At 58.2% G+C, this 24,992-nt stretch carries 22 protein-coding genes; 14 read left to right on the forward strand and 8 right to left on the reverse strand.

Annotated features, from left to right (window positions below; all coding sequences use genetic code 11):
* Positions 1 to 185: 185 nt before the first annotated feature.
* Positions 186 to 1,265, reverse strand: coding sequence for a VOC family protein (locus ACVWXZ_RS12305; protein ID WP_457440364.1), 1,080 nt, complete (start codon positions 1,263 to 1,265; stop codon positions 186 to 188).
* A 413-nt stretch (positions 1,266 to 1,678) separates the two neighbouring features.
* Between ACVWXZ_RS12305 and pflB the strand changes: the two genes are divergently transcribed.
* The 10 genes from pflB (at position 1,679) to cysW (ending at position 15,688) form a co-directional block, all read left to right on the forward strand.
* Positions 1,679 to 3,985 (forward strand): formate C-acetyltransferase, encoded by a 2,307-nt coding sequence (gene pflB / locus ACVWXZ_RS12310; protein WP_457482568.1) that lies wholly within the window; start codon positions 1,679 to 1,681, stop codon positions 3,983 to 3,985.
* A gap of 81 nt (positions 3,986 to 4,066) precedes the next feature.
* Positions 4,067 to 4,477: a pentapeptide repeat-containing protein gene (locus ACVWXZ_RS12315; RefSeq protein WP_457388059.1), complete on the forward strand. Its 411-nt coding sequence runs from the start codon at positions 4,067 to 4,069 to the stop codon at positions 4,475 to 4,477.
* Positions 4,478 to 4,702: 225 nt separating this feature from the next.
* A complete protein-coding gene (gene pflA / locus ACVWXZ_RS12320) occupies positions 4,703 to 5,452 on the forward strand; it encodes a pyruvate formate-lyase-activating protein (protein WP_414415746.1) in 750 nt (249 codons plus the stop codon).
* A 182-nt stretch (positions 5,453 to 5,634) separates the two neighbouring features.
* Entirely contained in the window at positions 5,635 to 6,045 is a 411-nt protein-coding gene (locus tag ACVWXZ_RS12325) for an OsmC family protein (RefSeq protein WP_414389091.1), read from the forward strand.
* Between the two features lie 92 nt (positions 6,046 to 6,137).
* Positions 6,138 to 8,768, forward strand: coding sequence for a bifunctional acetaldehyde-CoA/alcohol dehydrogenase (adhE, locus tag ACVWXZ_RS12330; protein ID WP_457482569.1), 2,631 nt, complete (start codon positions 6,138 to 6,140; stop codon positions 8,766 to 8,768).
* Positions 8,769 to 8,778: 10 nt separating this feature from the next.
* The gene (locus ACVWXZ_RS12335) at positions 8,779 to 11,565 is read left to right on the forward strand and encodes a bifunctional acetate--CoA ligase family protein/GNAT family N-acetyltransferase (RefSeq protein WP_457440357.1); all 2,787 of its coding nucleotides are present in this window, start codon (positions 8,779 to 8,781) and stop codon (positions 11,563 to 11,565) included.
* Between the two features lie 258 nt (positions 11,566 to 11,823).
* Entirely contained in the window at positions 11,824 to 12,828 is a 1,005-nt protein-coding gene (locus tag ACVWXZ_RS12340; RefSeq protein ID WP_457440368.1) for a sulfate ABC transporter substrate-binding protein, read from the forward strand.
* A 174-nt stretch (positions 12,829 to 13,002) separates the two neighbouring features.
* Positions 13,003 to 14,046, forward strand: a complete 1,044-nt coding sequence (locus tag ACVWXZ_RS12345; protein WP_414343938.1) for a sulfate/molybdate ABC transporter ATP-binding protein — start codon at positions 13,003 to 13,005, stop codon at positions 14,044 to 14,046.
* A 6-nt stretch (positions 14,047 to 14,052) separates the two neighbouring features.
* On the forward strand, positions 14,053 to 14,865 hold the full coding sequence (gene cysT, locus ACVWXZ_RS12350) for a sulfate ABC transporter permease subunit CysT (RefSeq protein ID WP_011431904.1): 813 nt from the start codon (positions 14,053 to 14,055) through the stop codon (positions 14,863 to 14,865).
* Positions 14,855 to 15,688: a sulfate ABC transporter permease subunit CysW gene (gene cysW / locus ACVWXZ_RS12355; RefSeq protein ID WP_414350068.1), complete on the forward strand. Its 834-nt coding sequence runs from the start codon at positions 14,855 to 14,857 to the stop codon at positions 15,686 to 15,688. The genes cysT and cysW overlap by 11 nt, the downstream gene beginning before the upstream one ends.
* Before the next feature lie 16 nt (positions 15,689 to 15,704).
* On the opposite strand, the gene msrA is transcribed toward cysW, so the two are convergent.
* Complete coding sequence (gene msrA, locus ACVWXZ_RS12360; protein ID WP_414330118.1) at positions 15,705 to 16,373, reverse strand: peptide-methionine (S)-S-oxide reductase MsrA; 669 nt, start codon at positions 16,371 to 16,373, stop codon at positions 15,705 to 15,707.
* An 81-nt stretch (positions 16,374 to 16,454) separates the two neighbouring features.
* Complete coding sequence (locus tag ACVWXZ_RS12365; protein WP_457404102.1) at positions 16,455 to 17,387, reverse strand: ABC transporter permease; 933 nt, start codon at positions 17,385 to 17,387, stop codon at positions 16,455 to 16,457.
* Between the two features lie 279 nt (positions 17,388 to 17,666).
* On the opposite strand from ACVWXZ_RS12365, the gene ACVWXZ_RS12370 reads away from it, so the two are divergent.
* The 3 genes from ACVWXZ_RS12370 (at position 17,667) to ACVWXZ_RS12380 (ending at position 19,100) form a co-directional block, all read left to right on the forward strand.
* Entirely contained in the window at positions 17,667 to 18,221 is a 555-nt protein-coding gene (locus ACVWXZ_RS12370; protein ID WP_414416307.1) for a sigma-70 family RNA polymerase sigma factor, read from the forward strand.
* Complete coding sequence (locus ACVWXZ_RS12375) at positions 18,218 to 18,568, forward strand: hypothetical protein (RefSeq protein ID WP_457482570.1); 351 nt, start codon at positions 18,218 to 18,220, stop codon at positions 18,566 to 18,568. Before ACVWXZ_RS12370 ends, ACVWXZ_RS12375 begins: the two co-directional genes overlap by 4 nt.
* A gap of 109 nt (positions 18,569 to 18,677) precedes the next feature.
* Positions 18,678 to 19,100: a Spy/CpxP family protein refolding chaperone gene (locus ACVWXZ_RS12380; protein ID WP_414343944.1), complete on the forward strand. Its 423-nt coding sequence runs from the start codon at positions 18,678 to 18,680 to the stop codon at positions 19,098 to 19,100.
* 157 nt (positions 19,101 to 19,257) lie between these two features.
* Here ACVWXZ_RS12380 and xth read toward each other — a convergent pair whose 3' ends face one another.
* The 3 genes from xth to sfsA all read right to left on the reverse strand — a co-directional run bounded on the left by xth (position 19,258) and on the right by sfsA (position 22,133).
* Positions 19,258 to 20,043, reverse strand: a complete 786-nt coding sequence (gene xth, locus ACVWXZ_RS12385; protein ID WP_414416310.1) for an exodeoxyribonuclease III — start codon at positions 20,041 to 20,043, stop codon at positions 19,258 to 19,260.
* Between the two features lie 12 nt (positions 20,044 to 20,055).
* A complete protein-coding gene (locus ACVWXZ_RS12390; protein ID WP_457444726.1) occupies positions 20,056 to 21,315 on the reverse strand; it encodes a GTP cyclohydrolase II in 1,260 nt (419 codons plus the stop codon).
* A gap of 98 nt (positions 21,316 to 21,413) precedes the next feature.
* On the reverse strand, positions 21,414 to 22,133 hold the full coding sequence (sfsA, locus tag ACVWXZ_RS12395; RefSeq protein ID WP_457482571.1) for a DNA/RNA nuclease SfsA: 720 nt from the start codon (positions 22,131 to 22,133) through the stop codon (positions 21,414 to 21,416).
* A 302-nt stretch (positions 22,134 to 22,435) separates the two neighbouring features.
* Between sfsA and ACVWXZ_RS12400 the strand changes: the two genes are divergently transcribed.
* A complete protein-coding gene (locus tag ACVWXZ_RS12400; protein ID WP_414332504.1) occupies positions 22,436 to 23,038 on the forward strand; it encodes a LabA-like NYN domain-containing protein in 603 nt (200 codons plus the stop codon).
* A gap of 46 nt (positions 23,039 to 23,084) precedes the next feature.
* Here ACVWXZ_RS12400 and cbiE read toward each other — a convergent pair whose 3' ends face one another.
* Together cbiE and ACVWXZ_RS12410 are read right to left on the reverse strand one after the other, a co-directional pair.
* The gene (gene cbiE, locus ACVWXZ_RS12405) at positions 23,085 to 24,344 is read right to left on the reverse strand and encodes a precorrin-6y C5,15-methyltransferase (decarboxylating) subunit CbiE (protein WP_457482572.1); all 1,260 of its coding nucleotides are present in this window, start codon (positions 24,342 to 24,344) and stop codon (positions 23,085 to 23,087) included.
* Positions 24,345 to 24,992, reverse strand: a 648-nt coding sequence (locus tag ACVWXZ_RS12410; RefSeq protein WP_457482573.1) for a hypothetical protein, incomplete at its 5' end; no start/stop codon positions are given.

Genomic DNA, 24,992 nt, shown 5'->3' on the forward strand with positions numbered 1-24,992 from the left:
GTCGGAAGCAGGAACCCGCCGAGACGACTGCGCAAGGAGCCATCCATGCGCAGCGTGGTAGGAATCTCCGGCCTTCAGGCCGGGGAGGATGTCAACGCCTTCCGCATACCCGAATATTGGCTGGAAACTCAGGGGCAATCAATCGTGTTGATTAACTGGAGACATTCCCCTGGTGCTCAAGGGTGTTAGCAGACCAGGGCTTGCTGCCGTTGTCGCTGTTGGCGTTCTAGAGCTTCAAACAGGGCTTGAAAGTTGGCTTCGCCAAAGCCTGTGGCTCCACCCAACCGTTGGATGACCTCGAAAAAAAACGTGGGCCGACCAAACAGAGGCTGAGTGAAGGTTTGCAACAACAGGGGGGGGTGTGGGGAATCAGAAGCAGGCAAGGTGGCATCCAAAAGGAGCTGCTGCTCCACCAAGTCGTGCCAGGAGATGGCGGGGGGCAACCCACCAGAACGGAGTATTGCTCCAGAAGCCAGCTCCCTTGCCAGGTTTGTGTAGTACTCCGGTGGCACCTGCAGAAAGTTTACGCCTCCCTGTCGCAGCCGGCGCACACTGGCGAAGACATCTGAGCTGTGCAACGCCGCATGTTGCAGGCCAGGGCCATGATGGGCATCCAAAAACTCCTGGATCTGGGAAGCGGCACAGGTGGGCTCGTTGATGGCCAACTGGATCCCGGCTTCAGGATCTCCCACCACCACACTTTCTAGGCCAGAGGTGTTGGTGCGGATGCTATAGCGATACAGAGACCGCCAACCCAGCACCTGCTCATACCAATCCGCCGCTGCCTGCAGGGATCCCTGCTCCACGTTCAATACCAGGTGATCCCAGTGGGAAAACAGGTTCTCCTCAGCAGGGGCTGAATCGGGGATCCCTGAGCTGGGGATCAAAGAATGCCTGAGTCCATAAGGAGTGCGCAGGCACAGAGCAGGGCAGCCTTCGTCTTCTGCCGGGATCCACTCCACTTGGGCTCCTCGCCTCTGCAAAAGCTCTGCCAAGCCCAACAGCTCTTGCTCCTCCACCGCCAAGGCCACATCCACCACGCCAGGGGAATGTTGCTGTAAATAGCGATCCACCTCATCCCCAGGGCAAGCAGGCTGAGACAGGCGCAAGCGCAGGGATCCCTGACGCAGACAGAGGGTACTGCCGAGCTGTCCTTCCATTCGGAAGCCCCAAACCTGACAAAAGTGTTCCTGCCAACAGGGCAGATCCCAAAGATAGAAGTGCAGGTGATGGATCCCTTGGACGATTCGATTGGACTGGTTCATAGAGCAAGGCACTGCTAAGGCAAAGGCCGAGTATCCTGACGTTCTCACGGCAACAGACGACCTGGGCCGTCCTACCTCAGCATAGGCCCGCCATTTGCCGATGGAAAAGCGTAAAACAACGTTAAGAAGATATTAAAACAGCATTAAAAAATAGGATGAAAATAAGATTAAAAAATCACGCAACCGAAAATATCCTCAGAGCGCAAGGGACTAAAATTAAATCAGGCGAGGTGTATTTAGAACGCCTAAAAAAGAAACAGAAGAGTTGCTAAAAGCCCTTCGTAGGATCCCTATAAGCCTTGCAGAGATCTATTGGTTCTTTAGCTCTCTTTTAGAGCCTGCGTGGGGCAAAGGCCGGGGTGCTGCCTCGCCCTGTCGATAGATTATCAGGCGTAATAGCCGGGAGGATGGTTATGGTTGCCAGTGTGCAGCGTTCTGTAGCATCACCTACAGAATTGAAGGCGGAACCAAGGACAGGATCCAACGCAGCCGGTCAAAAAGTTTTGAGCGATTTTGCAACGGGAGCCTGGCAGCGCTGCATCGATGTCAGAGACTTTATTCAGCGCAATTACACCCCCTACACCGGTGATGAAACCTTCTTAGCTGCAGCCACCGAGCGCACCCAGCGGCTGTGGGCCAAGGTCAAGGATTTGATGGCTCTGGAGCGAGAGCGAGGGATCCTAGATGCCGATACTGCCGTTCCCTCTACCATCACCAGCCACGCCCCTGGCTATATCGACCCAGAGCTGGAACAAATTGTGGGGCTGCAGACGGACAAACCCCTGAAGCGGGCCATCATGCCCTTTGGCGGCATCCGCGTGGTGGAGTCTTCCCTCAAAGCCTATGGCTACGAGCTGGATCCCCGCACCAAGGAAATTTTTACCCAGTACCGCAAAACCCACAACGACGGCGTTTTTGATGCTTACACCGAAGAGATGCGCCGCTGCCGCCGCTCCGGGATCATCACCGGCCTGCCCGATGCCTACGGTCGGGGTCGCATCATTGGGGACTACCGGCGGGTGGCCCTCTACGGGGTGGATCGGCTCATCGAAGACAAGCAGGCCCAAAAAGCCAGTCTAGACCTGGACACGATGGACGAAGAGACCATCCGCCTGCGGGAGGAGCTCTCCGAGCAGATTAAGGCCCTACAAGAGCTGAAAGAGATGGGATCCCGCTACGGGTTTGACCTGGGCCGTCCGGCAGCCAACGCCCGCGAAGCCATCCAATGGCTGTACCTGGCCTACCTGGCAGCCGTCAAGGAGCAAAACGGGGCGGCCATGTCCTTGGGGCGGGTGTCCACCTTCCTGGACATCTACATCGAGCGGGATCTGCAGGCCGGGATCCTCACCGAGGAAGAGGCCCAGGAGCTCATTGACCACTTTGTTATGAAGCTGCGCATGGTCAGGTTTTTGCGCACGCCCGAGTACAACGAGCTATTCAGCGGGGATCCCACCTGGGTTACCGAGTGCATCGGCGGCATGGGCCTGGATGGGCGGCCTTTGGTCACCAAAACCAGCTTCCGCATGCTGCACACCCTTTACAACCTGGGGCCGGCGCCAGAGCCCAACTTGACCGTGCTCTGGTCGGAGCGGCTGCCGGAAGCCTTCAAGCGCTACTGCGCCAAGGTCTCCATTGAAACCAGCTCCATCCAGTACGAAAACGACGACTTGATGCGCCCCTACTGGGGGGATGACTACGGCATCGCCTGCTGTGTGTCGGCCATGCGCATCGGCAAGCAGATGCAGTTTTTTGGAGCGCGGGTGAACTTGGCCAAGTGCCTGCTCTATGCCATCAACGGCGGTCGGGATGAGATCTCCGGCGAGCAGGTGGCTCCTGCTTTCGCCCCCATCACCGCCGATGTCCTGGACTACGACGAGGTGTGGCCGCGCATGGCGCAGATGATGGCCTGGCTGGCCAAAACCTACGTCAACACCATGAACATCATCCACTACATGCACGACAAGTACTGCTACGAGCGCCTGGAGATGGCCCTGCACGACCGGGACGTGCTGCGCACCATGGCCTTTGGGTTGGCCGGCCTGTCGGTAACAGCCGACTCCCTATCCGCCATCAAATACGCGCGGGTACGGGCCATCCGGGATGAGCGGGGCCTAGTGGTGGATTACGCGGTGGAGGGCGACTTCCCCAAATACGGCAACAACGACGACCGAGTTGACTCCATTGCGGTGCAACTGGTGCAGACCTTCATGGCCGAGCTGCGCAAGCACAAGACCTACCGCAATGCGGTGCCCACCCAGTCCATCCTCACCATCACCTCCAACGTGGTCTACGGCAAGAAAACCGGCAATACTCCCGATGGGCGGCGAGCGGGCGAACCCTTTGCCCCAGGGGCCAACCCCATGCACGGCCGGGACACCAAGGGGGCGGTGGCGTCGCTGGCTTCGGTGGCCAAGCTGCCCTACGACGACGCTCTGGATGGGATCTCCAACACCTTCTCGATTGTGCCGGCGGCCCTAGGTCGCACAGCGGAGGAGCGGGTTGCCAATCTAGTGGGGCTGCTGGATGGCTACATGCGGGATGGCGGTTTCCACCTCAACGTCAATGTTCTCAACCGCGAGACCCTGCTGCATGCCATGGAGCACCCGGAGCTCTACCCACAGCTCACCATCCGGGTTTCCGGCTATGCGGTGAACTTCATCAAGCTCACCCGCGAGCAGCAACTGGATGTCATTAACCGCACGTTCCATCAACACTGCTAAAAGACCAGCCTGGGGATCCCTGAAGTCCGCCCATACCGGGGTCGATGGAAGGGATCCCCCATCGATAACCGAGGAGGCCCGATGATCATGACTGTTTGTAGCGCTGCGGATCTGGTCAGCCAGTATGCCTCAGGACGGCGCGATTTTCGGGAGATCGATTTGCAGGGGGCTGAGCTGCAGGGGATCCATTTGGCTGGCGCCGATCTCAGCTATGCCGATTTCAGTGGGGCCAACTTGGCGGGGGCCAATTTGCGGGGGTGCGATCTCAGTTTTGCCGACTTCAGCGGAGCTAACCTATCGGGAGCCGATCTGCGGGGATGTCTCCTCTTTGGCAGCAATTTCCGAGGGGCGCTCTTAGAAGGAGCCTTGTTGGATCACGCAGATTTCGATGCCTATACCCATTTCCCGAAGGATTTTGATCCCAAGGCCCACCGCCTGCACGGCATCACGGTGGATACCTCCGTGCCTAGCCCACACGACCCATCGGTCTGAGCTGGGTGGGATCCCCAAGCTGCCCTTTCGGCTTTTTATCCCCCTTTCTCCCTTCCAGCCAGGATAGCAGCGGTCTAGCTAAAAGACCCTAGGGATCTAAAAAAATCTAGTCCCAACCTAATCCAAAGAGAAATGGAAACTGTGTTCTATTTAACCTGAGTTAGCAATCTGGAAGAAAACCTCAAGATTGATTGATATTTTGCAAAAGTCATCCAGGATAAAAGTATGGATACCGTTATGAACCCCCTGACACCAATTGCTGGGCGCATTCACTCGGTGGAAACCTGTGGCACCGTCGATGGGCCAGGAATCCGCTTCGTAATTTTTACACAGGGTTGTCCACTTCGCTGTTTGTATTGCCACAACCCTGACTGTCGGGATCCGGAGGCGGGACAGCTTGTTACGGTTGAGTCTTTAATTGCCGAGATCCAACGTTACAAGAATTACTTGCGAGGGGGGGGAGTTACGGCTACCGGGGGAGAGCCTTTAATGCAACCCACCTTTGTAGCTGAGATCTTCCGTCGCTGTCATGAGTTGGGCTTGCACACGGCTTTGGATACTTCTGGCTATGGGCAACTGGAAGCAGCCAAGCCTGTGTTGGAGCATACAGATTTGGTGTTGCTGGATATCAAGTCTTATCTGCCGGAGCTGTATCGAAAGGTTACCGGCGTTTCGCTAGAACCCACTCTTAATCTGGCCCGCTATTTAGACCAGATCCACAAGCCTACCTGGATTCGTTTTGTGCTGGTTCCCGGCTTGACGGATCCCGAGGAAAACATTAAGGGTCTGGCCGAGTTTGTGGCCACCTTATCCAACGTGGAGCGAGTGGAAGTTTTGCCCTTTCACAAGATGGGGGAATACAAATGGCAGCAATTGGGATTGCCTTACACCCTTGCCGATGTCGATCCACCCACACCCGAACAGGTGAATCACGCCTTACAAATCTTTCGGGATCAAGGACTGGTGGCTATTTGACAATTCTGCAGTTGCGGCTTGGGTCAGCATAGCCAGGTCACGCTTAGATCCGAAGTGATTCACAGTTAATCTCTGCACCGTCTCCAGACCAGCCCTGAGTTGACCGGAATCCAAGTTGATCCCCAGGCTAACTTTACGGACTCTATGTGAACTGAAGAATACCCCAAGAGGAGGGATCCCCAATGGAAGTTTGCGTCACCTACCGCGATGGTGTTCAGTTCCAAGCGGAAAGCCGAGGGCACCGCATTCTCAGCGACCAGCCTTTGGACAATCACGGTCGAGATCAGGGAATGACGCCGCCGGAATGGTTTCTGGCTTCTCTGGGCGCCTGTGTTGGTTTTTATGCCGTCAAATATCTGGAAGCTCGGCAGTTGGATCCCAGTGGGTTGGCTGTGGTGGTCACGGCGGAGAAAGTTGAGCATCCGGCTCGCCTAGATAACATTCACATTCGTGTAAAAACTGGGATCCCGCTGGACGGAAGGCATCAAAAGGGGCTGGAAAAAGCAGTTGATGCCTGCATCATTCACAATACGCTCACCCATCCCCCCACCCTGACCACCGAAATCCAAGTTCCTGCTCCTGTTGGCGCCTAGATTGCCATTCGGGTTATTCGACTATTTCCAACTATCCGATTGTCAATTGTTCCTATCGTCTAAGTCTTGATGAGTTTTGGAGGGATCCACCGATGCCAGTAACCAATCTAGCCGAGCTGGAAACCTTGATCCAGCAGGTGAAGGCTGCCCAAGCGGAATATGCAACTTTCACCCAAGAACAGGTAGACCGGATTTTTCACAGAGCCGCTCTGGCTGCCAACAACGAACGGATCCCGTTGGCCAAGCTGGCGGTACAGGAAACCGGCATGGGTATTGTGGAGGACAAGGTGATCAAAAATCACTTTGCCTCGGAATACATTTACAACAAATACAAACACGAGAAAACCTGCGGGGTTATCGAGCGGGATGAGAGCTTTGGCTACGAGCGCATTGCTGAACCAGTAGGGCTTTTGGCAGGTATTGTGCCGGTAACCAACCCTACCTCGACGACAATTTTCAAGGCTCTGATCACCCTCAAAACCCGCAACGGCATTATCTTTTCCCCTCATCCCCGCGCCAAAAAATGTACTATTGCCGCAGCCAAAGTGGTTAAGGAAGCCGCCGAGGCAGCGGGTGCTCCCGTGGGGCTCATTGGCTGGATCGATGAGCCCACCATCGAGCTGTCCCAGGCTTTGATGCAGCATCCTGAGGTGAAGCTGATCTTGGCTACCGGCGGGCCTGGCATGGTCAAAGCGGCCTACTCTTCGGGCCACCCGTCTTTGGGGGTGGGAGCGGGCAATACCCCGGCAGTGATCGATGCCAGTGCCGATATTCCCATGGCTGTCAGCTCGATTTTGTTGAGCAAGACCTTCGACAACGGCATGATCTGTGCCTCAGAACAGGCAGTGGTGGTGGTGGATGCCATCTACGAGCAGGTCAAGGCCGAGTTCGGCCATCGGGGGGCCTACATTTTGGATCCGGAACAAATCGAAGCCGTGCGCCGCATCCTTCTCAAAGACGGTCGCCTCAATCCGGCCATTGTGGGCCAGTCGGTGCAGACCATCGCTGCCCTGGCCGGTATCCAGGTACCCGAAGGCACCAAACTGCTGATTGGGGAAGTGGAGAAGGTGGGGCCGGAGGAGCCCTTCTCATACGAAAAATTGGCCCCTGTTCTGGCCCTCTACCGCGCCAACGATTTCCACAGCGCCGTAGATGTTGCTGTTCAACTGGTCAATTTCGGCGGGCGGGGACACACCTCTGTTTTGTATACAGATCCCGCCAATCGGGACGATATTGCCTACTTTGAAAATGCCCTGCAAACCGGTCGAGTCTTGATCAACACTCCCTCTTCACAAGGGGCCATTGGGGATCTCTACAACTTCAAGCTAGATCCCTCTCTGACTTTGGGCTGTGGCACTTGGGGGGGCAACTCTGTCTCCGACAATGTGGGGCCGCGCCACCTGCTCAACATTAAAACGGTAACCCAACGTCGGGAAAACATGCTCTGGTTTCGGATCCCGCCCAAGATTTACTTCAAGCCCGGATGTCTACCCATTGCTCTGCGGGAATTGGCCGGCAAAAAACGCGCCTTTTTGGTGACCGATAAGCCGCTCTTTGAGTTGGGCATATTGCATCCCATCACCCAGGTTTTGGATGAGATTCGCGTGAGCTGGGATGTGTACCACGATGTAGAGCCGGATCCCACCCTCAGCAACGTCAATCGCGGTCTGGAGCAGTTGCGCCAGTTTCAACCGGATGTGATCATCGCGGTCGGCGGGGGATCCCCGATGGATGCGGCCAAGGTGATGTGGCTGATGTACGAGCAGCCCCAGGTGGAGTTTGAAGGCTTGGCGATGCGCTTTATGGACATCCGCAAGCGGGTTTACGAGCTGCCGCCACTGGGGCAAAAAGCTCAGCTCATCTGCATCCCCACCACTTCCGGCACGGGATCCGAGGTGACGCCCTTTGCCGTAGTGACCGATGACCGGGTGGGGATCAAATACCCGCTGGCGGACTACGCCCTCACCCCCACCATGGCCATTGTGGATCCGGATCTCACCTTAAAGATGCCCAAGAAGCTAACGGCTTACGGCGGCATCGATGCCCTCACCCATGCTCTGGAAGCCTATGTGTCGGTGATGGCCAGCGACTTTACCGATGGGCTGGCCCTGCAGGCCATCAAGCTCCTGATGACCTACCTGCCGCGGGCCTACGAGAAGGGCGCCGAGGATCCCGAAGCACGGGAAAAAGTCCACTACGCCGCCACCATTGCCGGCATGGCCTTTGCCAACGCCTTTTTGGGGGTGTGCCACTCCCTGGCCCACAAGCTGGGATCCACCTTCCATCTGCCCCACGGCCTGGCCAATGCCCTGATGATTACCCACGTCATCCGCTACAACGCCACCGACGCCCCCTTTAAGCAGGCCATTTTTCCCCAATACCGCTATCCCAACGCCAAGCACCGCTACGCGGAAATTGCCGATTACCTGCAGTTGGGCGGGGCGGATGACGATGAAAAGGTCATGCGCCTCATCGAGGCCATCGAAGAACTCAAGCGGAAACTGGAGATCCCGGCCACCATTCGCGAGGCCCTGGGGGAGAAAGAGCGGGAGTTTTACGACCGCCTGGAGGCGATGGCGGAGCAAGCCTTTGACGACCAATGCACCGGCGCCAACCCCCGCTATCCCCTCATTCAAGACATGAAGGAGCTGTACGTTTTGGCCTATCGGGGCTGCCGGGTGGATTCTGCCCTCTACCACCAGCCGGAACCAGTGTTGGCCTAAGGAGTAGGGTATGTGGCAACGACTGGATCCCAGTGTGGATATCTGGAGGGCCCGATCCCATCCCCTGAATCCCATTTTTCTGCCCCGTTCGGTGGCGGTGGTGGGGGCCACGGAGCGGGAGGGCAGCGTGGGGCGGACGGTGTTGTGGAACCTCATTAGCCACCCCTTTGGCGGCACGGTTTACCCGGTCAATCCCAAGCGGCACCAGGTGTTGGGGATCCGGGCCTACGAGCGGCTGTCCGCTCTGCCGGAGCCGGTGGATCTGGCCATTATCGCCATTCCGGCAGCGGGGGTGCCCGAGGTGGTGCAGGAGTGCGTAGAAGCCGGGGTCAAGGGCGCCATTGTTCTTTCAGCAGGCTTCAAGGAAACGGGCCCTGCTGGCTGGGAGCTGGAGAAGCAAATTCAGCAGACTATCCAATCGCGTCAGCGGGACGGAGTCCTTGGGAAGCTGCGCTTGATTGGCCCCAACTGCCTGGGGATCCAAAACCCCCACACGGGCTTAAACGCCACCTTTGCTGCCCAGATGGCCCGGCCCGGCAATGTGGGCTTCATCAGCCAAAGTGGGGCCCTGTGCACCTCGATCCTGGACTGGAGCCTGCAGGAAAATGTGGGCTTCAGCGCCTTTATCTCTCTGGGATCGATGCTGGATGTGGGCTGGGGAGACTTAATCGACTACTTGGGCGAGGATCCCCATACCCACAGCATTGTCTTGTACATGGAATCCATCGGGGATGCTCGCTCTTTTCTGTCCGCGGCCCGAGAGGTGGCCCTGAGCAAGCCCATCATTGTCATCAAGGCGGGGCGCACCCAGGCGGCAGCCCAAGCAGCCGCTTCCCACACGGGCTCCCTCACCGGCAGCGACGCAGTGTTGGATGCGGCCTTCCGCCGTTGCGGCGTGCTGCGGGTGGATCACATTGAAGATCTCTTCGACCTGGCGGAGGTGCTGGCCAAACAGCCCCGTCCTCAGGGCCCTCACCTGACCATCCTCACCAATGCCGGCGGGCCAGGGGTGCTGGCCACCGATGCCCTCATTCGCGCCGGGGGATCCCTGGCCGAGCTTTCTCCCCAAACCCTGGAGCAGCTTAACCAGATCTTGCCCCCCCACTGGAGCCACGGCAATCCCATTGATATTTTGGGGGACGCAGATCCGGGGCGCTTTGCCCAAGTTTTGGAAGTGGTGTTGCAAGATCCCGGCAGCCAGGGCTGTCTGGTCATCCTCACCCCCCAAGCCATGACGGATCCCACCCGCACGGCTGAGAAAGTGGTGGAGACCTGGCGGCGCAGCGGATCCCGGCAGCCCATTCTGGCCAGTTGGATGGGGGGAGCTGGCGTGGATGCGGGCGAGCACATCCTCAACCAAGCCGGGATCCCCACCTACCGCTACCCGGATCAAGCGGCGCGGGTGTTTAGCCATCTGTGGCGCTTTAGTGACAACCTCAAGGCCCTCTACGAAACCCCCACCCTGGCTCCCACCAGGCCAGTGGAGCAGGAAAAAGTGCAGCAAACCCTTGCCCAGGCGAGGCGGGAAGGCCGCACGCTTCTCACGGAGGTCGAATCTAAGGAAATCCTGGCCGCCTACGGGATCCCCGTGGTGCCGACGCGGGTGGCCGAGAGCCCCGAAGCAGCAGTGGAAGCTGCCGAGGCCATGGGTTACCCAGTGGTGGTGAAGCTCTACTCCCACACCCTCACCCACAAAACCGATGTGGGCGGCGTGCAGCTCAACCTGCCCGATGCTGAGGCGGTGCGCCGGGCCTTCGGGCAAATCCTCCGCAACGTCAGCGAGAAAGCGGGGCCGGAGCACTTCCAGGGGGTCACGGTGCAGCCGATGGTGGACACGGATGGCTATGAGCTGATCCTGGGGAGCAGCCAGGATCCCCAGTTTGGGCCGGTGTTGCTGTTTGGCAGTGGCGGACAACTGGTGGAGGTGTTTCAGGATCGCTCCATTGGCCTTCCCCCCCTCAACACCACCTTGGCCCGGCGTCTGATGGAAAACACCCTCATCTACAAAGCCCTCAGGGGGGTGCGCGGACGCCCAGCCGTCGATCTGGAGGCCCTGGAACAGCTCTTGGTGCGCTTTAGCCAACTGGTGGCCGAGCAGCGGGAGATTAAAGAGATCGACATCAATCCGCTGCTGGCTTCCAGCGAGGGCCTGCTGGCTTTGGATGCCCGCGTCATTTTGCGAACCGAGCAGGATCCCCAGGTGCCCTTGGCCATCCGCCCCTATCCCACCCAGTACATCTGGAGCTTCCGGGACGGCATCACCATTCGCCCCATTCGCCCTGAAGACGAGCCTTTGGTGATCGATTTTCACCGCCACGTCTCCGATTACAGCGTCTATCTGCGCTACTTCCACCCGATCAAATACAGCGCCCGCATCGCCCACGAGCGCCTTACCCGCATTTGCTTTAACGATTACGACCGCGAGATTGCCTTAGTAGCAGAAAAACAGGAGCCAGAGGCCAATCGCGTCAGCGGGACGAAGTCCTTAATCCTCGGCATCAGCCGCCTCTCCAGAAAACATGGCTTTCCCCAAGAAGCAGAGTTTGCCATGCTGGTGGCGGATCCCTACCAACGGCAAGGGATTGGCACAGAGCTGTTGACCCGCCTCATTCAGGTGGCCCGCTGCGAAGGGATCCAGCACCTCACCGGCGAGGTTCTTTGCGAAAACGAGGCCATGCGCCGCCTGTGTCAGCGGCTGGGGTTTCAGTTGCGCCCTTCTCCAGAGGATCCCGGGATCCTCAAGGCTGCTCTGGCTTTAATCTCCGATCCGCCAATCCTCGCCACCTGCTCCCCCTAGAGATCCCCAGAGAACTAAAAACGGTTTACCGACTGGCTTACCGTAGAATAAGACGGGAAGAGTCCTGGCGCTTGTCCCCTCCCCTTTTGGGAGGGGGGTTGGGGGTGAGGGCGGACTCCCTCTGAGGAGGAGGAGAAGTTTTTGGGGATTGCTATGAACACTGAAGGGACACCTGCGAACAAATGGGGGATCCCCTCAGCAATCGAGGTGGTCTGGTCTGGGAGAGTTGGGGCCGGGATCCGCAGGCTGCCGGTGAGCATGGGGCGGTGGCTGGGGATGGGATCCCTAATTTTTGGCCTTCTTCTTGGCCTCAGTGGTTGTGTCAGCGGTATGGGCTCAGGGGGATCCAGAGAGGAAGTAGCGATTCTCCTGGCCTCCTTTGCGGTAACTCGAGACGCTTACCGGAAAATCGTTCCTGCCTTTGAGGCCCACTGGCTGGCTAAAACGGGGCAACGAGTGCGCGTAGAAAGCAGCTACGGCGGCTCAGCAACGCAATCGCGGGCAGTTATTGACGGGCTGGATGCCGATGTGGTGGCCTTGGCCCTGGCTTTGGATGTGGAGCGCCTCGTGGCTGCGGGTCTCATCCAGCCGGGATGGGAAGCCCGTACCCCCAACCAAGGGATCGTCACCCGCTCGGTGGCGGTGATTGTGACGTGGGAAGGCAACCCCCAGGGGATCCGCTCTTGGCAAGATCTGGCTCGGCCCGGCTTGCAGGTGGTTACCGCCAACCCCAAGACCTCAGGGGGCGCCCGCTGGAACTTTTTAGCCCTCTGGAGCGCTGTCCCTGAACCCCAGGCTCTGGCCTTCACCACCCAGGTCTACAAGAATGTCCGCATTTTGCCGCGGGACTCACGAGAGGCCACCGATGTTTTTTTCCAAAAAGGGCAAGGGGATGCCCTGCTCACCTACGAACATGAGGTGATCCTGGCGGGCTTGCGCGGCCAATCCCTGTTCTATGTGGTGCCGGATCCCAACATTTCCATCGACAACCCCGTAGCCGTGGTGGATGCCAATGTGGATCGCAAAGGTACCCGTGCCGTGGCCGAAGCCTTTGTGGACTACCTATTCACCCCAGAAGCGCAGCGGGCCTTTGCCGAGGTGGGCTTTCGCCCGGTGGAGCCGACGGTGGCCCAAGAGTTTGCCTGGCGGTACCCTCCTGTTGAGAAGCGGGTTACCGTCGCCGACCTGGGCGGATGGGAGGTTGTCCAAAGCCGCTTTTTTGCCGATGGGGCCTTGTTTGACCGCATCCAAGCTCAGTTGTAGGGAGTCTCCCTTGTTTTGGATCCCCGTTCAAGTTATCCTGGGAGCTGTATCAACGGTTTGTCGACAGGTTTACCGTAGATTAGCCGCGGGTTTAACTTCCCTCACCCTCTCCAGAAGACTCAGCCGGCAACCATCCAGCAACTTCTCAGGCAAACCACTAGCTAGGCAGAACCTATGGGTATCACCATCGAAGGGGTATCGAAGCGTTTTGGGCAGTTTCAGGCCCTTCACCCCACCGATCTCACCATTCCCACGGGATCCCTGGTTGCCCTCTTGGGGCCGTCGGGTTCTGGCAAATCCACCCTGCTGCGCCTGATTGCCGGCCTAGAAAAGCCGGATACGGGGCGGATTTCCCTCACCGGGCGGGATGCCACCCATGCCAGCGTCCAGGAGCGCAACATTGGTTTTGTTTTTCAGCACTACGCCCTGTTCAAGCACATGACGGTGCGGCAGAACATCGCCTTTGGCTTGGAGATCCGCAAGGCTTCACGGGCCGAGATCCGGGCGCGAGTGGATGAGCTGTTGGAGCTGGTGCAGCTATCGGGGTTCGGGGATCGCTACCCCTCTCAACTCTCTGGGGGGCAGCGGCAGCGGGTGGCCCTAGCCCGCGCTTTGGCGGTGGAGCCGCAGGTGTTGCTGTTGGATGAGCCCTTTGGGGCCCTGGATGCCAAAGTCCGCAAAGAGCTGCGCAAGTGGTTGCGGCGCCTGCACGATGAGGTGCATGTGACAACGGTATTTGTAACCCATGATCAAGAGGAAGCCATGGAGGTGGCGGATCAGATCGTGGTGATGAACCAGGGGCGGATCGAACAGGTGGGATCCCCGGCAGAAATCTATGACCATCCAGCTACACCCTTTGTGATGAGCTTTGTCGGCCCGGTCAACGAGCTTTCTCCCCGCTCCCAACTCTTTTGCCAGCTTCCCGAGGTGCAGGCCGGCCCGCATCAGCTTTTTTTGCGCCCCCACGATGTGCAGATTGAGGTCAACCCCGGCAGCAGTGGTGTTTCTGCCCGCGTTAAGGAGATCATCCACCTGGGTCGGGAGATTCAGGCGGAGCTGATTCTTAGCGATGGCGGATCCCTGTGGGCCCATCTCAGCCGCGAGCAATATGCCAACCAACCCCTGCAGGTGGGGCAGCAGGTCTATGTGCGCCCCAAGGTGGTGAAAGCCTTTCCCGTCAAAAAAACCGAGATGACCGCAATGCCGGTGGGAGCTTGAGAAACGTTGCTGCAAGCTTTGTCTCAACTGTCTTGGCCGTGGCGGCTGACCCTGGGCTATCTCTTCTTGATGTTGATTCTGCCGCTGGCTGCCTTGATTGCCAAGTCCAGCAGCGTGGGCTGGGCGGAGTTTTGGCGGATCGCGACGGATCCCGTGGCCCTCTCCGCCTATGAAGTTACTTTTGTAACCGCGTTGCTGGCGGCTCTGATCAACGGCGTGATGGGCACCCTGACTGCCTGGGTGCTGGTGCGCTACGCCTTCCCCGGCAAAAAGCTTCTCGAGGGGTTGATCGATCTGCCGTTTGCTTTGCCCACCGCCGTGGCCGGCCTCACCCTGGCAACGGTTTACAGCAGCAACGGCTGGATTGGATCCCTTTTGGCCCCCTTGGGGATCCGCATCTCCTTTACCCGCTTGGGGGTGGGGGTGGCGATGCTGTTTATTTCTTTTCCCTTTGTGGTGCGGACGGTGCAGCCGGTGTTGCAGGAGCTGGAGAAAGATGTGGAAGAGGCAGCCTGGAGTTTGGGGGCTTCCCGCTTTCAGACCTTCCGGCGCGTGGTGCTGCCCCAGATTCTGCCGGCGGTGCTCACCGGGGTAGCCCTAGGGTTTTCCCGCGCCGTGGGGGAATACGGCTCTGTGGTGATCATTGCTTCCAGCATTCCCTTTCGGGACTTGATTGCGGCGGTGCTGGTGATTCAGCGGCTGGAACAACACGACTATGCTGGGGCAACCGTGATCGGAACGGTGATGTTGGGGATCTCTTTCCTGTCGCTGGTGGTAATTAACCTTCTGCAAGCCTGGGGAAGTCGCCATGAAACCTGACGAGGTAGCAGGTGTCAAACCGAAGCCCTCAACATGGCTGTCGGGCCTGTTGATCGGGATCGTCGGGCTTTACATCGCGCTGCTGCTGGGGATCCCGGTGGTGAACATCTTCTATCAGGCGTTTCGAGAAGGGATCCCAGCCTTTCTCCATCGCCTGACGGAGCGGGAGTTGCTCAGTGCCCTGCGGTTGACGGTGCTGACGGCGCTGGTCGTTGTGCCCCTCAATACCTTTTTCGGCCTCTGTGCCGCCTTGGCCATTGCCCACCGGCGTTTTCCGGGGCGGGCGCTGCTGCTGAGCCTGATCGACTTGCCCTTTTCCATTTCCCCGGTGGTGGCCGGCCTAATGCTGGTGCTCATCTTCGGGCGTCAGGGTTGGCTGGGATCCTGGAACTTGCGGGTTATCTTTGCATTTCCGGGCATTGTGTTGGCAACGGCTTTCATCACCCTTCCTTTTGTGGCGCGGGAAGTGTTGCCGGTGTTGGAGGAGGCAGGCACCGACCAGGAAGAAGCCGCCAAAACGCTGGGGGCGACCCCCTGGCAGATCTTCTGGAGAATCACCCTGCCCAACATCCGCTGGGGCCTTCTGTACGGCGTCATCTTGACCAATGCCCGCGCCATGGGGGAGTTCGGCGCTGTGGCTGTGGTTTCCGGCAACATCATTGGCCGCACCCAGACCTTGCCCTTGTTCGTGGAAGATGCCTACCGCAGTTATGCCACCGGCTCAGCCTATGCGGCGGCGGTGGTGCTCTCCTTGCTGGCGGTGGTAACCCTAGTGGCTAGGGAGTTCCTTGAGCGGGGATCCCATTCCCGCCGGATCTTTTGATCCGTCAGGGTGTGGATCAGACGGGCTCGGTGAGGATCTCTGGCAGACAAACCTTAGTGCCCCCCAGGCCGCAGTAGCCGCGCGGATTCTTGGCCAGATATTGCTGGTGGTAGTCTTCGGCGTAGTAAAACTCAGGCGCGTCTAAGATCTCGGTGGTGATCTGGCCGTAGCCGTGGGCCGTTAGGGCCTGCTGATAGAGATCGCGGGTTTTTTCCGCCAGCTCCCGCTGCGCCGGAGAATACACATAGATGCCGGAGCGGTATTGGGTGCCCACATCATTGCCCTGGCGCATCCCCTGGGTAGGGTCGTGATTTTCCCAAAACACCTTCAGCAGTTGGGCATAGCTGACCTGAGCTGGGTCGTAAACCACCCGCACCACCTCGTTGTGGCCAGTCAGGCCAGTACAGACCTCTTCGTAGGTGGGGTTGGGGGTAAACCCGCCAGCGTAGCCCACCGCTGTGCTGAACACCCCTGGCACCTGCCAAAACTTGCGCTCTGCCCCCCAGAAGCAGCCCATGCCGAACATGGCCAGCTCCATGCCCTCGGGAAAAGGCGGCTGCAGCGGATGGCCATTGACAAAATGCCGATTCACGATCACCATCGGCTCGGCCCGGCCCGGCAAGGCTTCTTCCGGTTTGGGCAGGGACAGTTTCTTGCCAAGTTTGCCAAAGCCAAAGAGCACCATAGGGACAGCCCGATACATTCGTTAACACTTATCAGCCTAGCTCAGTTGGCTCCTCATGTGTTGGAAAAATCCTTGATCGGGTCAGCTCACCGATTCAAAAGCCCCCAGCCGCTTGGCCACTAGCAGATAGACGGTCATGATCCCCATCGGCACAACCGTGAAGGCTGCCGCCAAGGGAATGTTGCCAGAGGTGCCCTGAAAGGCGAGAACTGCCTGCCCGATGAAATAGCTGGAATTGCCCAGAGAATAAGGCACCACAAAATCTCCTAGCGTTAAGGAAAAGGTGAAGACCGACCCGGCCAGGATCCCTGGCAAGGCGAGGGGAAGAGTAACATGGCGGAACGTTTGCCAACCCTGAGCTCCCAAATCTGCAGAAGCCTCAATTAAGCTATCAGGCACTCGCTCCAAAGCCGCCTGGATCGGCAGAATCATATAGGGCAGCCAAACATAGAGAAACACCAAGAAAATACCCAAGTTGGATACGGCCAGCGATGGCCCACCGATCCCGGGCAACTGCAAAATCTTTTCCACCCAGCCCTGTAGGCCCACATGGGTGAGTAGATAGGTAAGGATCCCTTCTTTAGCCAAGATCAACTTCCAGGCATAAACCCGAATCAAATAACTAGACCAAAGCGGTAGGAGCACCAACAAATACAAAAAGCCCTTCCAGCGAGGAGAGGCCAGTCTGACCATGGTATAGGCCAGAGGAAAAGCCAACACAATGGCAGCCAAAGTGACTGCCAAAGCCATAGTCAAGCTGCGGACAAAGATATCCACATTGGCCGGAGTGAGCAGCTCTCGATAGGTGGCCAAAGTAAACTTTCTCAGGATCAGGCCGGTAAAGGGATCCAGATGATAAAAACTTTGCAGCAGCAGCGCCAGCAGCGGCCCCAAGTAAAAGACCAGCAACCAAATGAGAGGTGGCCCCAACAGAATGGCAAGGGTGAGCGTCGGGTGACGATAGAGGAATCCAAACAGATCGGGTTTATCGGTTATTTGAGTTGTTTTGGTCATGGCCAGGCAGCTATGAAGATTAGCTTTTCATTCCCTTTTTTGGTGTTATTGGAATTGTAGGTCGATGATCCGATAGAATCCAATAGAGTTGGGATTGAGAAAGTGCGAATAGGCAAGAGGAATACCTGCTGGCGAGCATCCTTCGAGGGAAAACGGCAATCAGAAGATGCCGGTATCTTGGCGGGAAGTGGAGGGCCATCGCAGGCAGGGATCCTTTGAACCTTTCGGGGACATTGAGAGTCAGACAAGGCAAGGTCGAGAACAAGGGAGTCCGGTCTTGTGCAGGCGGCAAAGGATACATCCGATTGGGAGCTGATCCAGCGCTGCCTCAACGGCAACAGCCAGAGCTTTCGCCAACTCTACCGCAAATACCAGCAGTCGGTACGGAATATCCTCTATCCCTTGTGTGGAGCCGATCTTTTGGATGACCTGGTACAGGAAGTGTTTATTCGTGCCTGGAAAGGGTTGCCTCGGTTTCGCGGCTCGGCCCAGTTTTCCACTTGGCTGTATCGCATCTGCTGGAATGTGGCCTCAGATCAGCGACGGCGCTGCGCCCGGCAACACTCCCAAACCCAAAACCTGGCCCTCGGATCGGATATCGCTCACCCTGGCCCCGACCTGATGCACTTGCACTACCAACAGGCTCTACAGCAAAGCATGGCTCAGCTTAGCCCTGAACACAGAATGGTTCTGATTCTGCACGACCTAGAAGATCTGCCCCAGAAAGAAATCGCCGAGATTTTAGGGATCCCGGTGGGAACGGTGAAGTCCCGGCTGTTTCACGCCCGTGCCACCATCCGTCAACACCTACTTCAGGAGGGCATTACCCCATGAGTGAGCACCCCAACCCCCTTGAAGAAGAGCGGCTGCGCCACTTTTTGCGTCAATATCGCCCCCTCCCTCCCCCTGCGGCCTCTGGGCTGGAGGAGCAGATCCTTCAAGTTGTGGCGACTCATCCACTTCATGGCCGGCTCAAGCACCCTTGGCGTTGGGTTGGCATCTCCCTTTTGGCGGGCACTTTGCTGGGCTGGATTGGCTATCAGCGCTGGCAGGTACAGGTGGTGGCCCAGGAGACCGAAGCCCTAGAAAGTTTTTTGGTGAGCACTTGGGGAAGCTTGCTGAGCCCAGAGGGAACAGAAACCGAAACTTGGTGGATAGAACGCGATCCAGAGGGATCCTAAATCCATCAGCCTCACGAATATCCCCCTTCATTGACCATTACACCGCTGAGACTTCTGAGACCTTGGTCAGATTCTTGGTCAGATTCTTAGAAAAAGCCTGCAAAGAACCATGAGAAATGCTTGGATTTGGATCCCCATTTTGCCACTCTACCTGGGATCCCTGGGTGAACCGGTGATGGGCCAACCCCGCCCCCTGCGAATGATGGATTTGCGCCGCCCCTTTGCTCGCAATTTGCGGGAGCTGAACCTCTCCGACGAGCAGTTGCGGCAATTGCAGCAGATCCGCCACCGCAAACAGGAAGAGTTGTTGGAGCGCATTTTGGAGTTGAGGGCAGCCCGCGGTCGATTGCGGGAGTTGCTGGTCGGCGATGCCCCTGAGTCAGAAGTGGCAGCTCAATTTCAGCGGGTACAACAGCTAAGCCAAGAAGTAAATGCCAAACGTTTTGAGGCAGTTCTGGAAATGCGACAGGTCCTCAGCTCAGAACAGCGGCAACACCTGCTGAAAATTCTCGAAGAGGCCGCTCCATTTTAATTGGATGGCTGGTTGGTATGAGCTGTTATGGTCATTTAAACAGGAATGAAACATTTCCGCCTGGCTCCCCTCTTCCTCTGAGAGAAGGGGTGAAGGCAGTGGCAGGGAGCGTTTGGGGAGTGTCTCAACCTAGCTTGAAATGACTATAACAAGGCGCTTAAATATCCAGGGCAACAATGACAGGGGCATGATCGCTGGGTTTTTCGGCCCGCCGTGGCTCAACATCGATCCAGCAAGCGGTGGCTTTCTCCTGTAGCTCACGAGACAGATAATGATGATCAATGCGCCAGCCGCGATTCCTTTGAAACCCCCCCGAGCGATAGTCCCACCAGCTAAAATGGCCGGGATCTGGGGTGAACCTGCGAAACGCATCTTCAAACCCTAAAGCCAGGATCTCCCGCAGGGCTTGTCGCTCCGGTTCGGAAGCCATGATTTCTCCCGCTTTTTGAGGATCGTAAATATCCCGATCTTCCAGGGCAATGTTAAAGTCCCCGCAGAGCAGGATGGGATCCCCTTGGCTCAGGGCAACCGCGAGGTAATCCTTCAGTGTGGCCAGCCAGCGCAATTTATAGGCGTATTTTTCCGATCCCACCTCAGAACCGTTGGGCACATAAAGGTTGAGAATACGGATCCCGCGGTAGATGGCGCTCATCAGCCGCTTTTGCTCGTCCAAATCTGCCGCCGCAGGCAACAGCGCACCAAACCCCCGTTCCACTTTTTCCGGGGGATCCCGGCTGATCAGAGCCACACCGTTGTAGGACTTTTGCCCGTAGACCTCCACATGAAAGCCCCGCTCCTGAAAAGCCGTCCGGGGAAAGTCCTCATCTACCACCTTGGTCTCCTGCAGGCAGAGCACATCCAGGGATCCCTGGCTGTCCAGCCAAGCCAAAACCTGAGGCAGCCGGGTGCGAATGGAGTTGACATTCCAGGTGGCCACTTGCATGAGGGATCCCGCTCACTCCACCAAGGCTCTTCCTCGGATTTGGGCCAGCCGCTCCGCATCCAGCACCTCACCCTCAGTGTAGTAGCCGGCAGCTTTTTTGGCCTCGATCTCCACACGGGCATCCGCCGGGATCAGCTCTTCTGGGATGGGCACCCGCTGCAGAACCTCAATGCCGGAGTTGGTGATGGCTCGATACTTGAGGTCGCTCATGGAAATCAGGCGATCGATTCGGGTTATGCCCAGCCAATGGAGCACATCCGGCATCAGCTCCTGAAAGCGGATGTCTTGCACCCCTGCCACACACTCGGTACGGGCGAAGTAGGCATCGGCCCGATCCCCTCCTTCCTGGCGCTTGCGGGCGTTGTAGACCAAAAACTTGGTCACCTCTCCCAAGGCGCGGCCTTCTTTGCGCAGGTACACAATCACCCCAGCTCCACCGGCCTGGGCCGTCTTAACGCATTCCTCAATGCCATGCACCAGGTAGGGGCGGCAGGTGCAAATATCCGAGCCAAACACATCGGAACCATTGCATTCGTCGTGAACCCGCACCGCCAGGGGCAAAGCCGGGTCGGTGATGGCGGCCACTTGCCCGATGATGTACACCGTCTGGCCACCGATGGGCGGCAAAAACACCGATAGGTCTGGACGGGTCACCAATTCTGGAAACATGCCTCCCGTTTGCTCGAAGAGGGTGCGGCGCAGCAGGCTTTCGCTCACCTGCAATCGTTTGGCGATCCCCGGCAGGTACCAGACCGGCTCGATTGCGGCTTTGGTGACCACCAGGCTGCCGTTGTCTTTGAGGATCCGGCCATCCACCCGTAACCGCCCTTTGTTGACCGCCTCCTGCAGTTCTGGCATGTGGATGTGGGCCTGGGTAATGGCAATGGTGGGACGAATGTCGTAGCCCTGGGCATAGAGGGGGGCAAAGACTTCTCCCACAACCGCTCCCCAGGGATCCAAGGACACAATCCGGTCTGGATCTCCCCAGCTTGGGTGAGGGCCAATCGACACCACCGGGGCAGTATGGGTTAAATCGGCGCGGTGATCCGCCTGCAGAGAGCCACTGGCTACAGCCAATGCCCGATAGACAGCGTAGGCTCCCGCATGGGTGCCGATGACATTGCGATGGGCAAGATTGGTCAGGCTACCCACCACCGGCCCCCGCTGCAGTGGATCCAAGGATCCCCAGCGAATCGGCTGGGCTTGCGTCCCATAAGGGGAGGGATGGGAGGTGAGAACAATGTGATGAGGACGGGAGGAAGGTTCGCTCATGGTCCTCAAATGCCTGGAAAATGGAAGAATCTGGAGAAAACAGAATTATAGGCGATCCCCAGCCGTTTCCAGAGAGCTTGCCCCTTCTTTTGGGGTGCCTAGACAACGATTTTGGCCAAACCCAAGGGGCGGATCCCTGCCGGCGAAACCTCGACCCGATAGGGCAACATCTCTACCCCGACCTGCAGGGCCTCACGAAACAGACGGGCATAGCGGGGATCCCGTTCTTCGCCGGGGGCAAACTCGGTGCAATCGGCGCGATTGATCCAGTACAGCAGCAGAGCCCGCTGCCCCTGTTGGCGGATCTGGATCAGATCTTCCAAGTGTTTTTGGCCGCGGGTGGTCACCGTATCGGGAAACAGCGCGCGGGATCCCTTGGCCCAGGTGGTGTTCTTCACCTCCAGATAGGCCGAGCCAGCGTCTCCTGTCAGCAGAAAGTCGATTTTGCTCTTGCCGCAGGTCACCTCCCGTTGCCGGCGAGAAAACCCTGCCAATTGAGGAAACCACCCTCGCTCCAGCCCCCAGTCCACCAGGCGATTGGGCAAGCTGGTGTTGATCCCAACCCATACTCCATCCACCTGGATCATCTCCCAGGTGTAGGCCAGTTTCCGTTTCGGCTCTGGGTGATGGGAGAGATACACAGGTGCCCCCACCTGACAGACCCCACTCATCGGCCCTGTGTTGGGGCAATGGGCGATGATCTGTTGCCCGTTTTCCAGCTCCACATCGGCCAAAAACCGCTTGTAGCGGCTGCGCAGCACCCCTCTGTGCAAGGGGCTCGAAAAGCGGTAAGGTACCGGCCCATCCCTGCACTCCATCCCCAAAGCCTCTCCTTTCGTAGGTATTTTTCTTTAGGATTTTGGAAATCTTCTCCGGGGATCGTCTCTCCTGCGCTAGGGTAAATCATGTGTCCCAGGGCTTGGGGCACCCTTTTACGGCTTTTTCCGACTTCATGGGAATTCTGCAGATCACTCTGGGAAGCAGTAAGATCCCTATCGCACAAGAGAGGCGTCTGCATTAGCTGTAGTCAGTGCTGCCGGAAAGAGCTGTATTGGCGATTAAACCCATTTAACACCTCTTTTTTCTGCCCTTTTGTCAAAACTTGGAGAAGAAAACCCGAATGCTGCGTCTTGATCCTGATCCCGGCTTTCAGCCTGCGGATCCCTTGCAGGACAACCGTGGGCGTGTGGCCATATTCATCGACGGATCCAATCTGTTCTATGCCGCTCTGCAACTGGGCATTGAGATCGACTACACCCGCCTGCTGAAGACGCTGAGTGGTCGGTCGCCCCTTTTGCGCTCTTTTTTCTACACCGGCGTCGATCGCAACAACGAAAAGCAGCAGGGGTTTTTGCTCTGGATGCGCCGCAATGGCTACCGCGTGGTTACCAAAGAGCTAACCCAGTTGCCCGATGGATCCAAGAGAGCCAACCTGGATGTGGAAATTGCCGTGGATATGCTGTCGCTGGTGCGCTGGTATGAGACGGCTGTGCTGGTGAGCGGTGATGGAGACTTGGCCTACGCGGTCAATGCCGTCAGCTACCAAGGGGCACGAGTGGAGGTGGTCAGCTTGCGTTCCATGACCAGCGATCAACTGATCAACTTGGCGGATCGCTACATCGACCTGGAATCCATCAAAGACCAAATCAAGAAGACCAACCGTCCCTCCTCCGCCTACCTGTACCGACCGGGGTTCACCGCCGATGAGGAGGACGAGGGATAACTTTCCCTCCCCCACAGGGAGAAGGGAAAGCAGAGCAACGGGGGGCTTACTGGGCTTTCCAATTTGAAGGGATCCCTTGCAGCAGGTAAACCGGGTTCAGGGGGGCAAAGCGGGTGCCCTCGGCCAGGACGGCAGAGCGGGAGATCTGAACGTGATCTACTCGAACTTGCCAGCCCCGAGAACGCAGCCATTGCAGGGCTTCACTGCAGGTTTCTAGGGTAGCGAAGTTGGCCACTAAGATCCCTCCAGGCCGCAGGCGGGCTTCCACTACCGGCAGCAGGTCGCGGATCCCTTTGCCGCCGCCGCCTAGCACCACCCGATCTGGGTCGGGCAAGTTGGCCAACACTTGGGGGGCTGCTCCCGGGATCACCTGCAGGTTCTCTGGGCCAAAGCGTTGCCGGTTGCGCCGAATCAGACAGATGCCCATGGCGTTGCGCTCGACAGCATAGACCTGGAGCCGAGAAGAGAGGCGGGCTATTTCGATGGCCACCGAGCCGGTGCCGGCACCGATATCCCACACCACGCCCTCTTGGGGGAGCTGCAGGGATCCTAAGGTGAGCAGGCGGATGGGCTGCTTGGTGATCAAGCCGGGCTGGTCGGGAAAGGTGTAGAACTGGTCGTCCGGGATCCCGACCAAAGGCCAGCGATGGGGATCTGGCTCCGGTTCTACCCGTCGCAGCACCACCACGTTGGGGCTGGGGAAAACGGCGTCTTCCCCTTCTTGGAGGGGCACGACCTGTTCTTGAGGGGATCCCAGTTGACTACAGACCCAGGCTTGGTAACGCACCGGCAGCCGCAGGTCGGCAATGAACTGGGCCAAGACGGTCGGTGTATGCTCCGGATCGGTGAGCACCACGATCACAGGGGATCCCTGCTTGAGAACGGCTTCCAACCGCTCCACTCCCCGCCCGTGTAGGCTGAGGATGGTCGCCTCCTGCCAGGGGATCTGCAGGCGGTTCAGGGCCAGCTGCACCGAGCTCACCTGCGGATAGAAGGCCAACCGCTCCGCTGGGAAATACTCCGTCAACAGCCGCCCGATCCCGAAAAAAAGCGGATCCCCGCTGGCCAACAAAACTAGGGATCCCTGAGCCATCTCCTGCTGCAAAAGCGGGATCCAACTTTCCACCGGCCCGGTGAGCGGGATCTTGCGGGCCGGATGATCGGTAAAGTGCCGGAGCAGATGAGGGGCTCCTGCCAAAACCCTGGCTTGGGAAAGGTGGGGGATCCCCCAGGAAGCCACAGAGCCATCCCCCGCTACCCCTACGACCGCAAGCTGAGGTGACCGCCCAGGTGCTGCCGTAGCCATTTAACGTTCGACAGGTGGGTGGTATTGGCGCATGTGATTGAGAAAATCCAGTCGCAGCTCCGCCACTTCCCGTTGCATTTCCCGCATCTCCCGAATAAAGCTGAGTTGAGCCTCGATCAGGCGGCCATCGCGCTCCCGAAATTGCTCCATCATCATGGCTTGCGCTTCCCTCAGTTCGGCAAACCCAGCCTGCATATCTCGGCGGCACTCCTGTATGGCCACCTCCAGCTCGTCTCCCCGCTCTTCGTTCTGTCGAATCCGCTCCTGGTTCTGTTGGATCAACGCCCTGATCTCCTGGATTTCGGTCTGGAGTTGGGCTTCCATAGCCTGCCGCTCGGCCCGCATTTCGGCCATCTGGGCCTCAAAGCGCTCGGCAGATCGTTGCTGCTCGGCCCGCATTTCGGCCATCTGAGCCTCAAAGCGCTCGGCAGATCGTTGCTGTTCAGCCCGGATCTCGGAGATTTGGGCTGCAAAGGCCTGCCGCATCTCAACCATCTGAGCCTCAAAGCGCTCAGCCGACCGCTGCTGCTCGGCCCGCATTTCGGCCATCTGGGCCTCAAAGCGCTCGGCAGATCGTTGCTGTTCAGCCCGGATCTCGGAGATTTGGGCTGCAAAGCCCTGCCGCATCTCAACCATCTGAGCCTCAAA

The organism is Thermostichus sp. MS-CIW-38 (genome assembly GCF_054058415.1).